This window comes from Rickettsia sp. MEAM1 (Bemisia tabaci), assembly GCF_002285905.1.
Classification (GTDB): domain Bacteria; phylum Pseudomonadota; class Alphaproteobacteria; order Rickettsiales; family Rickettsiaceae; genus Rickettsia.
Genome location: NZ_CP016305.1, coordinates 972,579 through 985,784, shown reverse-complemented (window position 1 = coordinate 985,784; position 13,206 = coordinate 972,579). Strand labels below are relative to the sequence as shown.

Genomic DNA, 13,206 nt, shown 5'->3' with positions numbered 1-13,206 from the left:
TGCTTATAATCTTCCCCCATGGCGGCATTACTTGTGTGGATACCAAATCGTCATTGCGAGCAACTGTAAGGGGCGTGGCAATCTCATAAAGCAATATTTGACTCATGAGATTGCTTCGTCAATTACTTCGTAATTTCCTCGCAATGACGGAAAAACTAAACAACCCTCAGCTATAAGCTGAGGGGTTATAAAGTGGAATCGATTAGAAATCGATCATCATTCACAGGTTCACCTTCCTGTTCATCAATATAGTGCTGTATCATTTCATCAGTTATATTACCTGAACTGACTGCCATATAGCCCCTAGCCCACAAATGATTGCCCCAAAATTGTTTTCGTAAATGAGTAAATTCTTGCAATAAAATTCTTGAGCTAATGCCTTTTAAATACTGTACTAACTTGCTAAGAGATATTTGCGGCTTATATGAGATAAACATATGTACGTGATCACATGATATTTTCCCTGAAATTATATGTACTTCATGTTCCATACAAATCTGCCTCAGTAAATCTCTAGTCCTTTCCGATACTTTGCCTATCAATATTCTCTTCCTATATTTTGGTATCCATATAAGATGCACTTTTAAATCATACTGACTATGACTATTCTTTCTATAACTTCTCATATTTCTTGATATAAATTCATTGCTAAAGCAATTTCATTATATCTTCCCTTCGCCTAAAGGCGAGGGATTTTTGATCCCCGAAGGGGGACATTAACCCACGCAAGCAATGCCCTAGTTGCTTGCTAACCTTAAGTCCAGCTAAAAATCTGTTACTTTACCCTTATACTGCCAATCACCATATCTTGTTGGCTCTAGACCTTTAGCCCCACCGATTTCCTTTGGCATTTCTTTTTCCTTTGGCAAATTTTCTTCTTCTAATATATTATCTTTTTTATTATCCATGATATCAATTTATGAAATTTAATCGTATCTATATTAATAACCATTTAGCCGAAAATAGCAAGATCGAACTAAGTAGTGATCACACTCATTATATTAAAACTGTATTACGTCTTAAGGTAAATGATCAATTTCGAATTTTTAATGGCACCGATGGAGAATTCCTTGCACAGATTGCTAAATTAGATAGGAATAACCTTGCTATTACAATTCAAGAATGCTTGAGAAAACCTTGTGCTGAATCTTCATTAACGCTTGCTATGTCTATAATAAAACAAGATAAGTTAATGCTTGCAATAAATATGGCTACGCAGCTTGGTGTAACTAAAATTATTCCCTTAATTACTGAAAGATGTCAATTTAGATCAGTAAATATTGAGCGTTTAACAAAATGCGTTATTGAAGCAACTGAACAATCTGAGCGATTAAATCCTCCAGTAATAGAGCCTGCTATTTCTATACAAAATTATCTAAAAAAGAATAATAATTTTGTGTTATATGCAAACGAGCATGAGAAAGAAGAGAATTCTATATTAAAGCTTAAATCTTCTAACAAAGATATTACTGATATTTCGATTGTGATTGGACCAGAAGGCGGATTTACTAATGACGAGATTGCTTTGCTTGCGTCGTATAAGAACGCACATTCTATAAGTTTAGGAAAGAATATTTTACGAGCTGAAACAGCCGCTATAGCAGCACTTGCTCAAGTAAATTTAGTTAGGTAACAAAAAGCATTTGGAGTAATTCCTTTGTGGTGGGAAACCAGAAAAAAATAATAAAAATGCTATGCATTTTACTGGATTGCACGCGTACAAAATTTTCAATTTTTCCTCGAAATGACAAATCTATTCTAATAACAACCCAAGCCTATTTCCCACAGTAACATCAATATATTTTGCAGCAGCTGGAAGCCCTTTGATTTCCATTTCTACATACGTATCTTGCTTTGGAGGAATTTTTGCTTTGAGCTTTGTAATAGATACATATTCATCCAGAACTCTATTATTACCATCCATCGCCCTAACTTTAATTAAAGGATTAGATATTAAATAATCAGAGTTATTAGATATTTTATAAAACATTTTTATATTACCAGCATTATGTGAGCTTCCTAATTTAATTTCCTCTATTTTTAGCTGATCATACTTGCTCAAGGATTTAAAGCTATCTAGCAGTAATATAGCTAAACAAAAAATTATAAAGCTAGTCCACAAGAATGGAAAGACGTTATATTTTGGCTTAGGTGGAATATATGGCAAAATCACTGGTACGTTTGCAGAAAATTGATTACCATATCCATTTTTAATAGGTGTTTTAACGGCTTCGAATTTATCTTCATCAAAATCACTTAATTTACTGGTATTATAATCTAATTTTTGATACCAGATATGCCTACATTTAGAGCATTTAACTCGTCGTCCGTTAATACCTATTTGATTATTTGAGACAATAAATTTTGTTTGACAATTAGGACAACTAATATACATAGTAAATTTTTTTATATTTGACTTCATGATAAGGTTATTTATGCTTTTTAGCAATATAACAGTTAAAAATTATGTTCACATACATCAAAGAAATTAAAGAAGCTTGGCAAATAAAGGACAAGCTATTACAAGATTCCGTAAAACTTTCAGCATTAAAAAAAATACTGCACGATGTTATAGAAAGCCTAAATAAAGGTACTATTCGTGTTTGTGAAAGACAAGAAAATAGTTGGCAAGTTAATGAATGGGTAAAAAAAGCAATTCTTTTATATTTTATGACGACTGAATCACAGCTTTATAATAATAATTATAATAGTTGGTATGACAAAGTTGCCCCTAAATTCCCTTTCGATGCTGAGCTTAATAAATTTAAAGAGGCTGGCATACGCAAAGTCCCAGGATCTTTTGTTAGAACCGGCACATATATTGCTAAAAATGTCGTCATTATGCCGTCTTTTATCAATATCGGTGCTTATATAGATGAGGGAACAATGATTGATACATGGGCTACTATTGGTTCATGTGCTCAAATCGGTAAAAATTGCCATATTTCAGGCGGTACTGGAATCGGTGGCGTGCTTGAACCACTTCAAGCAAAGCCTGTTATTATTGAAGATAATTGTTTTATTGGGGCAAGATCGGAAATTGCTGAAGGGGTTATAGTAGAAGAAGGAGCGGTAGTTAGTATGGGTGTCTTCATTGGAGCTTCTACAAAAATAGTTTATAGAGATAGTGGTGAGATTATCTATGGCAGAGTACCTCCCTACTCTGTAGTAGTACCAGGAGTATTACCTAATAAAGAAGCAGATAAACCAGGACTTTATTGTGCTGTTATCGTAAAACAGGTTGATAAAAATACGAGAGCTAAAGTTAGTATTAATGAATTGTTAAGGAGTTGATATCTAAAAATATTATAAAAATAAATAATTATAAATTGTTATTATTATAATATAAAAACTATTTTTTATTTACATATAAAAATTTTGTTTAACTGTTGTTTTTTAACCTTGACTTGAAAAATATTAAGGCGTAACCTTATAGTTGCAATAAAATAATTAAGGAGGATAAAATGACAACTTTAGTAGGAATCCAAAATAATTTTGTAGATGCAATAAAGGAATTGGTTGAACTTGATTATGATGCTATAGAAGCATATGAAGCCGCCATTAATAGAATTACCGATGAGAATTATAAAATACAATTACAAAGGTTTAAGGAAGATCACGAAAGACATGTAAAAGAATTAAATGAACTGTTATCAAAACATAAAGAATACGAAATAACGGGTCCTAGCAGTAAACAATGGCTAACAAAAGGCAAAGTAGTACTTGCTACACAGATTGGCGATAGAGCTATATTACATGCTATGCTTTCAAATGAAGAAGATACTAACACTGCTTATGAAAGGCTAAATAATCATGCTGATAAATGGCATGATGCAGAGAAGGTTTTAGAACAGGGTTTTAAGGATGAACAAAAACATAAAAAATGGATAGAAAAGCAACTTAACGATTAACTAAGAAAATAAGGAGAGTACAGAGTTAGTACTCTCTATTTTTAGGTTTGCAAAAGCCTTGGAACTATATAGCTATGTAGCATTAGCCCTTTATCGGTTAAATAGAGATTTTCATCTAACCTAATTAAATCTAATTCTTGATAGTGGTTAAGGCTGCTAATATCTAAAATATTCTCTAATTTTGCATCTATTTTCTGCTCCAATGCAGAAATATTTATGCCTTTTTTAAGGCGTAATCCCATCATCAAAATTTCTTCAATTATCTCTTGCTTGGTTAACTTAGAATTAGTTTGAATACCATTATTTTTATTATTAACTGCTTCTAACCATTTTTCTGGTTTATGCCACATCATAATCGCCGATACTGAACTAGGATTTTCAATTATTCTACTGTGAGCACCAGGACCTATACCTAAATAATCATTATAGTTCCAATAGGTTAAATTATGCACACATTCTTGTCCCTCTTTAGCATAATTAGATATTTCATATCTAAAATAATTTTGAGATTCTAGATAATCATTCGTCCACTCATACATTTCAGCAGCCATATCAGAATTCGGGAGGATCAAATTACCATCATGAAACAACTTATAAAACGGTGTACCTTTTTCGATAGTAAGCTGATAAAGAGAAATATGCCCAGTAACAAGTTCCATTGCTTGTTTTAATTCTTGCTGCCAATCTTTTAATTCCTGACCGCTGCGAGCATATATCAGATCAAACGAAACTCTAGAAAAAATTTTATTAGCGGATTCAATCGTTTTAATAGCCTGCAATGAATCATGAGTTCTGCCAAGCTTTTTTAAGTCATCCTCTCTTAAAGATTGCACCCCAATTGAAACACGATTAATACCGGCGGCTTTAAATGCCTTAAATTTTTCTGTCTCAAATGAAGTTGGGTTAGCCTCTAGCGTTATTTCAGTTTGCTTATCTATTCTTGCAAGCTCACTAATTTTATTTATTATTCCCTCGACAATTTTAGGATTCATCAAAGAAGGAGTGCCGCCGCCGAAAAAAATAGATTTTATATATTTATTTTGAATAATATCTTTAAAATATTCTATTTCTTTCTCATAAGATTTAAGCCAATTATCATCATCTATACTATTCGCTATATGGGAATTAAAATCACAATAAGGACATTTAGACAAACAAAAAGACCAATGAATATATATGCTTAAATCATTCGCCTTAACTTCTTTCATAAACATAACTTACTTTAACTACTCAACTTCTGCTTTAGATAATTTCGTAATTTTTATAACAGACTCTAAGGGAAGTCTTTCTTTCATCATTTTTTTTGCCATAATAATTTTTTCTTCTTTTCTACCTTGTTGTATCCAATGATGAGTTATGCTTCCCATAATGTTCTCTCTTTTTTTAGGATTTAATTTTGACGATTGGCTTATTTAAGTTTTTTGATTTCGTCTTCATTTAAACCAGTTGAGGTAGCAATTAAATCAATTTTTAGACCTGCTTTAATTAAATTTCTAGCTATGGCAATCTTTTCTTCCTGCATTTTCTCTACCATAATAGCTTTTTCTTCTTCTCTACCTTGTTGTATCCAATGGTGAGCTATACTTTTCATAATGTTTTCTCTTTTTTTAGGATTTAATTTTGATTTAAGTAGTTTTTCTACTTCTATTATATCATCTTGTTTAATTCTGGTCAAAGTGTAGTATAAAATTAGTTCTATATGATCAATACCAATATCTATTTTAGCAAATTTAGGCAAAAGATCAGCTGTATACTCGTTTTATTTGAAAAAGAGCAAGGAGTTCATAAGGCGAGGAACGGAGCGTATACTTAATACGTGAGTACCGCAGATCTTATAGAACGACAACGCCAATTTTTGAAGTTCATCGAGTATAAATGCATTTGAAAAAATTCTTTAGAAACTAAAGGATTCTCAAACGCACTTCTTATAATTTCGTCGTGTTTAGGCTTTGTAGACACTTAATTATTGGTACACTATTAATATAAAAGGCATTATATGTATTTCTACTAATAGTACAATAATAATATAATATTTTTAACTAAACAACCCTCAGCTATAAGCTGAGGGGTTATAAAGTGGAATCGATTAGAAATCGATCATCATTCACAGGTTCACCACTAACTTGCTAAGAGATATTTGCGGCTTATATGAGATAAACATATGTACGTGATCACATGATATTTTCCCTGAAATTATATGTACTTCATGTTCCATACAAATCTGCCTCAGTAAATCTCTAGTCCTTTCCGATACTTTGCCTATCAATATTCTCTTCCTATATTTTGGTATCCATATAAGATGCACTTTTAAATCATACTGACTATGACTATTCTTTCTATAACTTCTCATTTCTTGATATAAATTCATTGCTAAAGCAATTTCATTATATCTTCCCTTCGCCTAAAGGCGAGGGATTTTTGATCCCCGAAGGGGGACATTAAAAGTGGTGGTTTGCTTTTAGGAAAACAACTTTCCAAGTCCACTACGAAGCAAGTTTTTAGGATTCATGTTGCTTGCTTTTTTCATCATATCGCTTATTTGCTTAAATTGTTTTAACAGGATATTTACTTTCTGCACTGTAGTTCCAGCACCCAAAGCTATACGTTTTCTGCGAGAAGCATTAATAATATCGGGATTTCTTCTTTCTTTCGGAGTCATAGATAAAATAATTGCTTCTTGATGTTCGATTATTTTACTATTTAACTTCGATTGATCTATCTGGTCCATAATCTTACCACTACCTGGAAGCATACTAAGTATACTACCAAAACCACCCATCTTTTTTATACTTTTCATTTGTTGCAAATAATCATTTAAATCAAACTTACCTTTTTTTAATTTAGCTGCTGTTTTTTCTGCTTGTTCTCTATCTACTATACTTGCTGCTTTTTCAACGAAAGAGATAATATCCCCCATATCAAGTATTCTAGACGCTATACGTTTAGCATCGAACTCTTCTAAATCGGTTAGTTTCTCGCCACTGCTTAAAAACTTAATTGGTCTTTGCGTAATATATTTTACACTTAATGCCGCACCACCCTTAGAGTCACCATCAATTCTTGACAAAATTAATCCTGAAATTTCTAGCTGCTCATTAAAGCTACTAGCCGTAACTACCGCATCTTGCCCTGTCATGCTGTCGATTACTAACAACGTTTCGGTTGGCTCTACTAGCTTCTTAATAGCTATCGCCTCATTCATCATTTCTTGATCAATTTGCGTTCTTCCGGCAGTATCATAAATCACCACATCATATGCCGATAATTTAGCCTCAGCCATTGCTCTTTTAACTATATCAAGAGGCTTCTCACCTTTAACAATTGGCAGTGAATTAATTTTTACCGAATTTGCAAGTATTTCTAGCTGCTCTTGTGCTGCTGGTCTATAAGTATCAAGAGAAACTAATAAGACTTTTTTATTCTGGTTTTTAAGACGCAATGCCAGTTTGCCACTTGCTGTAGTTTTACCGCTACCTTGCAGCCCTACCATTAAAAGATTTACTGGCGGTTTTGCATTTAAATTTAGTTTTATTTCATCTTCATTAGACGATAAAATATTTATCATCTCTTCATGGATAATTTTAATTATCATCTGCCCAGGTGAAACAGATTTGATAACTTCTTGCCCTAAGGCTTTTTGTTTAACTTCTGCTACGAAATTTTTTATTACAGGTAGAGCAACATCCGATTCTAAAAGAGCAACTCTTATATCTCTTAAAGCAGCATCTATTTGCTCTTCAGTTAAAAGCCCTGAGCTTACTAGCCGATCAAAAATCTTCGTTAAATTTTGCGTTAAAGTTTTAAACATAAAAATACATATTTGAATCAAGTTTTAATCTAATATATTTCTCTGAACATATTTTAGCAACAATAATATTTGTGACTTTTATACAACATGTTAGTTTTTTGATAAAAAATATATTCTTCAAATAAACCTTGAAAATTAGAGTCATATTATGCCAAAATGTCTTATAATAAGATAAAAATTTACAAAAATATTAAATTGCTGAAATTACCAAAAAACAAGAATCTAAAGAACTTGCAAATAACTAAGTAAAGAAAACTTATTAAAAATTTAAAAAACTAATAAATTTTGAATCTCACCCTAAATCTATAAACGATCAAATAGCAAAGCTAGCTGTTCAGGATACAGTATTATTAATATGCGAATTACTTAATAATAATCTAGATATTATTAATTGTGCCAAATCAATCTTACAAACTGATAATTTTAAAGCCTCAACTGAAACTAATATAGATAATATTCTATTATTTGAAAAACATGTGGAAACAATAGGCAGTACTGTACTTATTAACACCATATTTGATGAATAAAGACCTTAAGAAAACTCTTCCATCACTAATATATAACTAGCTTTTAAATCTAAATCATAATCGATTGTATTATATATTAGCTTTTTTATGTCAGCAAATTTTTGAATTAGATAAGAAAGGTTACGATCCGGTAATGCATGAAATATTTTATTTTCTAAATCAGAAAACTCAACATCAATATTTGAAGATTTTTTTAGAATTCTATTCATTAATAGGAGTATATTATCAGTAAAATCTAACCATAACTCTCTATCTTTAGCATTAAATTGCTTAATAAACTCTAATTTAGAATTTAAGTTTTCATTATCTGCTATAGGCTGAATAAATTTAGAATATAATTCTTCTTCAGAATGACTTTCAAACGATTTAGTACTAATTTTAAAACACCTTGATCTGATCGTAGAAATTATACTTGCAGCTCTTGAAGTGATCAAAAATATATAACTATTTTTAGGAGTGTCTTCTAAAATCTTTAGACATGAATTTGCAGCATTCAGATTCATAAGATCAGCTGAGTAAATTACGGCAACCTTACAACCTGAAATTGCAGAAGTTTTACTTAAGAACTCTTGTGATTTTCTTATTTGCTCAATAGAAATATTCTTAGCATTAGATGTAGCAGAAATTTCCCTAACAATAAGATGATAGTCAGGATTATTTTCGAGAGGAATATTATTTTTTAAAAGCTTTGAACATACAAATTTCTCTATATCTTTCAAAGCTTGCTCTATATTTTCTGCTTCAATAAGCCAGCTATTATGTAGCTTTTTATGTTTTAAACTAAACTCTAGATGCTCAATTATCATATAAACTAATAGTTAAGGCTTCTTTTAATGCCATAATCCTTGAAACATAATTATACCACCAAAGCTATAGGACTGCTAACAGTCCCACGACTGTACCTCAGGCTTAACTGCGGTACTATAGGAAAAAATATAAATTACTTATTATTACAAGCTTCTTTAAGTTTACTTCCAGCTTTAAATACAGGTTGCTTATAAGCAGGTATGGTCATTTTTGCTCCTGTTTTTGGATTACGACCCTCTCTTGATTTTCTGCTTTGTATTCCAAACGAACCAAAACCTGTGATATTAACACTATGTTGATGTTTAGTAGCAGAAATTATAGATTCAAGCACCCAATTAAGTGCCTTTTCTGCATCAGCTTTTGTAAATGATTTATGCCCCTGATGTTTATGGTGGTGACCATGCTCAGTCATAAAAGCAATAAATTCTGTCTTATTCATTTTTTTAGGTTGTGTACTCATAAAAAATCAACTCTCTATTTAATGGATTAATACATTACTGTCGTAGTACAACATATACAACTAGCAATAATGCACATCAATATATTTTTTTATTTTTTAACTAGGTTATTTAATTATAACAAACTCTTATTTTACTGCAAATATCCGTTATTTATAAAGTTTTAAAGATATATATAATTGTATAATTGATAAAAAAATGTAGCCATTTTACATCAGTTATGCTTTTAAAGCTGGATATAATTAAATAATTCAAGTAAAAATTTACAATAAATATATCAAAGAGAACATCAAATCAAATGTTATTATCTGAAATTTGCATAAAACGTCCAGTATTTGCAACTGTTTTAAGTTTAGTTATTTTAGTTCTTGGAACAATTTTTTTCACTAAGTTACAAATTAGAGGTACGCCAGATATTTCAATTCCTATTATAAACGTCAATGCTTTTTATGCTGGTGCTGATGCTTTATATATGGAAAAAGAAATCACAACCCGAATAGAAAAGGCTTTAAAAACAGTTAAAAACCTAGATTATATAACCTCGCAAAGTATCACTGGGCAAAGTAGTATTACTTTATCTTTCTTATTATCTACAGATATTGAAGTAGCATTAAACGATGTACGCTCTAAAATATCAGATATAACTTATATGTTTCCACAGGATATGAAAGCACCTTCAGTTGCAAAGCTTGATGCTGATAGCTTTCCAAGTCTTTTTATAAGCGTTGAAAGTGAACAATATAATGATTTAGAGTTAACAAAAATTGTTGAAGATTATTTGCAAACTCCTTTAGATAAACTAGAAAGCGTAGGACAGTCACAAATTTATGGCGGCAATGAATATATAATGAGAATAGAGCCTGATCCTAAAAAATTATATCAACATAAAATTTCTTTATTAGATATTGAGGTTGCCATAAGAGAGCAGAATAAAGATTATCCTGCTGGTAACATTAAAACTGGAGTAAATAATTTTATAGTAACTCTTGAAGGTTCTTTATCTAAACCAGAAGAATTTGGCAATATTATAATAAAAGTCCAAGATAATAGTATAATCAAACTACAAGATATAGCTAAAGTATATTTAACTGCTCCAGATAGTGAAGTATTATTTAGGTATAATGGGAAAAATTCTATTGCTCTTGGGCTTATCAAAGAATCTAAGGCCAATGTTATAGATTTATCAAATGATGTTACAAAAGAGATTGAAAAAGTAAAAGAGTCACTTCCTAAAGGAATAAGCTTAAATATTGCGTATGATGGAGCAAAACCTGTTAGAGATTCAATTTATGCAGTATTTCAAACCATTTTTGAAGCTTTAATATTAGTGATTTTAGTAACATATTTATTTCTTGCCTCTGCTAAAATTACCCTAATTCCATTTGTTACTATTCCTGTATCATTAATAGGTACTTTCAGCGTAATGTATGCTATGGGGTTTTCTATCAATATCTTTACGCTACTTGCTATGATCCTTGCAATCGGGCTTGTGGTAGATGATGCAATAGTTATGCTTGAAAATATATTTAGATACAATGAAATGGGTCATAAACCCATGGAAGCGGCATTGCTCGCATCTAAAGAAATAGGGTTCGCAATTATTGCAATGACTATTACACTTGCTGCTGTATTTTTACCTGTTGGATTTATAGATGGGTTTGTTGGGAAATTATTCATAGAATTCGCATGGACTTTAGCGTTTTGCGTTTTATTTTCAGGATTTGTAGCCTTAACTTTAACACCCATGATGTCAAGCCGTATGATTACTAAACATAACGCTCCGACTCTTAAGTTTTTAGTTAAATTCAATGAGCTTTTACAATTAATACAGGATAGATATATTCATTACCTAAATCTAACTTTTGATAATAAAAAGAAATTTATCTTAATTATTGCTGCGTCGTTTGTGGTATTAATCATCAGTTTTAAATTTGTGCAAAAAACCTTTATACCCCAAGAAGATGATGGATTCTTGCAATTATCTTTTAAAGGACCGGAAGGATCCAGCTTAGAACATTCTACTGAAGTAGTAATAGAAGCCGAGAAAATCCTTGCTAATTACAAAGATATAGCAGGTTACTTAATGGTAATAGGAGCAGGAGGTAGTGATAATGTCTTTTCTTTCGTACCATTAAAAGATTGGAAGCAGCGTTCTAGATCGCAAGAAACAATTAAGAATATGCTAAATAAGCAGTTCTCCGAGATAGCAGGTATGCAAGTTTTTGCTATGGATCCTCGCTCAATGGTCAGTAGTGGCGGAGGTAGCCCTATCGAATTTACTATTCAAACAAATCTTGAGTATGATGATCTAGATAAAATATCGCAGCAATTTATAGATATAATGAAAGCAAACCCGATTTTTTCTAATGTTAATAGGGACCTACAATCAGCAATGCCAACTATTGCTATCGAAATTAATCGTGATAAAGCTTATTTATATGGAATGAATATGGCAAATATTGGTAAAACAGTGCAGTATTTACTGGTAGGTCAACAAGTAGGTGATTTTAGAATGGGGAACGATCTGTATGAAGTGATGCTGCAATTTAATCAAAAAGACCGCAGTAGCATTAGTGATTTTAGTAAAATTCTGATACCGACAAAAAATAATAATATGCTGCCCCTTGAATCAATAGCTAATATCACAGAAAAAATATCCGTAAAATCATATAGCCATTATAACAACTCAAAATCTGTTACCATCTCTTCCGACCTTAGCCCTGATAGCAAAATTGAAGATGCGATTAACGAAATTAATAAAATAGCAGCTAACTTACTTGATTCGAGTAACACTATACTCGAATATATCGGAGAAATTAAACAAATGAAAGAAGCAGATAGTAATATGCTTATGACATTTGGCTTTGCTCTCATATTCATTTATTTGGTGCTTGCAGCACAATTTGAAAGCTTTGTTGATGCGTTATTAATATTGCTTGCTGTACCTTTTTCAATAACCGGTGGGGTGCTTACTCTTTGGATTTCAGGTAACAGCCTTAATATGTATAGCAATATCGGGCTTATTACTTTAATTGGTTTAATCACTAAGAACTCTATTATGATAGTAGAATTTGCTAACCAACTAAGGGAAAAAGGAGCAAATATTAGAAATGCTATAATAGAAGCTTGTACTCTTCGCCTGCGACCAATTTTAATGACTACACTTGCTGCTGTCGTAGGTAGTATACCACTAATTTTTGCAACAGGTGCGGGAGCTGCTGCCCGTAATTCTATTGGTCTTGTAATAGTTGGTGGCTTAAGCATTGGCACTATATTTACAATTTTTGTTATCCCTGTAATATACCAAACATTTAAGAAAAATTAATAACTTGTAAAATAATTTTACAAATATAAAAATTTAAATGGACATCTATCTAAAAATAGGAAATTATAATTGTATGGTAAATTGTTTTGAAGTCTAGATTTACTTAAACATCAATAATATGGAGAGCAAACTATGCTAATAAATACTTCTAGTAATCCACTTATCACTACTATACATTTACTATCTTCTATAGGTGCTATAAATTGGGGGCTAATTGGATTATTCAATTTTAACCTAGTAACACTTTTATTCGGTTCATTTCCAATTATTGTTAAGTTACTTTATATAATTATTGGTTTTTGTGGGATATATTCATTTTTATGTTTAGGAAAATTATTCTGTAAACCAGGTGTGGAAAAGGGGAAATAAT

14 protein-coding genes and 1 pseudogene are annotated in these 13,206 nt (G+C 31.3%); 5 read left to right on the top strand and 10 right to left on the bottom strand.

The genetic code is table 11. The features are described from left to right. Positions 1–185: 185 nt before the first annotated feature. Positions 186–626, bottom strand: a complete 441-nt coding sequence (gene tnpA, locus BA173_RS05230) for an IS200/IS605 family transposase (protein WP_095568239.1) — start codon at positions 624–626, stop codon at positions 186–188. A gap of 138 nt (positions 627–764) precedes the next feature. After that, a pseudogene (locus tag BA173_RS05225) lies at positions 765–890 on the bottom strand (DUF1674 domain-containing protein); the annotation flags it as partial. Between the two features lie 29 nt (positions 891–919). On the opposite strand from BA173_RS05225, the gene BA173_RS05220 reads away from it, so the two are divergent. Further along, on the top strand, positions 920–1,633 hold the full coding sequence (locus BA173_RS05220; RefSeq protein WP_068041933.1) for a 16S rRNA (uracil(1498)-N(3))-methyltransferase: 714 nt from the start codon (positions 920–922) through the stop codon (positions 1,631–1,633). Between the two features lie 120 nt (positions 1,634–1,753). Here the strand turns inward: BA173_RS05220 and BA173_RS05215 are convergent, their stop codons facing one another. Next, complete coding sequence (locus tag BA173_RS05215; protein WP_068041938.1) at positions 1,754–2,395, bottom strand: MJ0042-type zinc finger domain-containing protein; 642 nt, start codon at positions 2,393–2,395, stop codon at positions 1,754–1,756. A gap of 71 nt (positions 2,396–2,466) precedes the next feature. Between BA173_RS05215 and dapD the strand changes: the two genes are divergently transcribed. Together dapD and BA173_RS05205 are read left to right on the top strand one after the other, a co-directional pair. Continuing rightward, positions 2,467–3,294, top strand: coding sequence for a 2,3,4,5-tetrahydropyridine-2,6-dicarboxylate N-succinyltransferase (gene dapD, locus BA173_RS05210; protein WP_068041932.1), 828 nt, complete (start codon positions 2,467–2,469; stop codon positions 3,292–3,294). Between the two features lie 221 nt (positions 3,295–3,515). Further along, entirely contained in the window at positions 3,516–3,911 is a 396-nt protein-coding gene (locus BA173_RS05205; RefSeq protein WP_232505912.1) for a DUF2383 domain-containing protein, read from the top strand. 41 nt (positions 3,912–3,952) lie between these two features. Here BA173_RS05205 and hemW read toward each other — a convergent pair whose 3' ends face one another. The 7 genes from hemW to BA173_RS05170 form a co-directional block, all read right to left on the bottom strand. Next, a complete protein-coding gene (hemW, locus tag BA173_RS05200; RefSeq protein WP_068041929.1) occupies positions 3,953–5,119 on the bottom strand; it encodes a radical SAM family heme chaperone HemW in 1,167 nt (388 codons plus the stop codon). Positions 5,120–5,137: 18 nt separating this feature from the next. Further along, a complete protein-coding gene (locus BA173_RS08225; RefSeq protein WP_179852181.1) occupies positions 5,138–5,278 on the bottom strand; it encodes a hypothetical protein in 141 nt (46 codons plus the stop codon). Between the two features lie 41 nt (positions 5,279–5,319). Continuing rightward, the gene (locus BA173_RS05195) at positions 5,320–5,649 is read right to left on the bottom strand and encodes a hypothetical protein (protein WP_016948600.1); all 330 of its coding nucleotides are present in this window, start codon (positions 5,647–5,649) and stop codon (positions 5,320–5,322) included. A 366-nt stretch (positions 5,650–6,015) separates the two neighbouring features. Continuing rightward, positions 6,016–6,261, bottom strand: a complete 246-nt coding sequence (tnpA, locus tag BA173_RS05190) for an IS200/IS605 family transposase (protein WP_232505910.1) — start codon at positions 6,259–6,261, stop codon at positions 6,016–6,018. Between the two features lie 108 nt (positions 6,262–6,369). After that, the gene (gene ffh, locus BA173_RS05185) at positions 6,370–7,719 is read right to left on the bottom strand and encodes a signal recognition particle protein (RefSeq protein ID WP_016948601.1); all 1,350 of its coding nucleotides are present in this window, start codon (positions 7,717–7,719) and stop codon (positions 6,370–6,372) included. Between the two features lie 532 nt (positions 7,720–8,251). Beyond that, the gene (locus tag BA173_RS05175; RefSeq protein ID WP_068041183.1) at positions 8,252–9,052 is read right to left on the bottom strand and encodes a DNA polymerase III subunit delta'; all 801 of its coding nucleotides are present in this window, start codon (positions 9,050–9,052) and stop codon (positions 8,252–8,254) included. Positions 9,053–9,186: 134 nt separating this feature from the next. Beyond that, positions 9,187–9,492: an HU family DNA-binding protein gene (locus BA173_RS05170; protein ID WP_179852190.1), complete on the bottom strand. Its 306-nt coding sequence runs from the start codon at positions 9,490–9,492 to the stop codon at positions 9,187–9,189. 317 nt (positions 9,493–9,809) lie between these two features. Here BA173_RS05170 and BA173_RS05165 point away from each other — a divergent pair, with 317 nt between their 5' ends. Both BA173_RS05165 and BA173_RS05160 read left to right on the top strand, forming a co-directional pair. After that, positions 9,810–12,836: an efflux RND transporter permease subunit gene (locus BA173_RS05165; RefSeq protein ID WP_016947644.1), complete on the top strand. Its 3,027-nt coding sequence runs from the start codon at positions 9,810–9,812 to the stop codon at positions 12,834–12,836. A gap of 132 nt (positions 12,837–12,968) precedes the next feature. Next, a complete protein-coding gene (locus BA173_RS05160) occupies positions 12,969–13,205 on the top strand; it encodes a DUF378 domain-containing protein (RefSeq protein WP_016947643.1) in 237 nt (78 codons plus the stop codon). The last annotated feature ends 1 nt before the right edge of the window (position 13,206 follow it).

What these genes read in the sequence shown, in the direction of transcription:
- tnpA (WP_095568239.1), bottom strand. Translation starts at nt 626, where the DNA reads ATGAGAAGTTATAGAAAGAATAGTCATAGTCAGTATGATTTAAAAGTG.
- BA173_RS05220 (WP_068041933.1), top strand. Translation starts at nt 920, where the DNA reads ATGAAATTTAATCGTATCTATATTAATAACCATTTAGCCGAAAATAGC.
- BA173_RS05215 (WP_068041938.1), bottom strand. Translation starts at nt 2,395, where the DNA reads ATGTATATTAGTTGTCCTAATTGTCAAACAAAATTTATTGTCTCAAAT.
- dapD (WP_068041932.1), top strand. Translation starts at nt 2,467, where the DNA reads ATGTTCACATACATCAAAGAAATTAAAGAAGCTTGGCAAATAAAGGAC.
- hemW (WP_068041929.1), bottom strand. Translation starts at nt 5,119, where the DNA reads ATGAAAGAAGTTAAGGCGAATGATTTAAGCATATATATTCATTGGTCT.
- BA173_RS08225 (WP_179852181.1), bottom strand. Translation starts at nt 5,278, where the DNA reads ATGGGAAGCATAACTCATCATTGGATACAACAAGGTAGAAAAGAAGAA.
- tnpA (WP_232505910.1), bottom strand. Translation starts at nt 6,261, where the DNA reads ATGAGAAGTTATAGAAAGAATAGTCATAGTCAGTATGATTTAAAAGTG.
- ffh (WP_016948601.1), bottom strand. Translation starts at nt 7,719, where the DNA reads ATGTTTAAAACTTTAACGCAAAATTTAACGAAGATTTTTGATCGGCTA.
- BA173_RS05175 (WP_068041183.1), bottom strand. Translation starts at nt 9,052, where the DNA reads ATGATAATTGAGCATCTAGAGTTTAGTTTAAAACATAAAAAGCTACAT.
- BA173_RS05170 (WP_179852190.1), bottom strand. Translation starts at nt 9,492, where the DNA reads ATGAATAAGACAGAATTTATTGCTTTTATGACTGAGCATGGTCACCAC.
- BA173_RS05165 (WP_016947644.1), top strand. Translation starts at nt 9,810, where the DNA reads ATGTTATTATCTGAAATTTGCATAAAACGTCCAGTATTTGCAACTGTT.
- BA173_RS05160 (WP_016947643.1), top strand. Translation starts at nt 12,969, where the DNA reads ATGCTAATAAATACTTCTAGTAATCCACTTATCACTACTATACATTTA.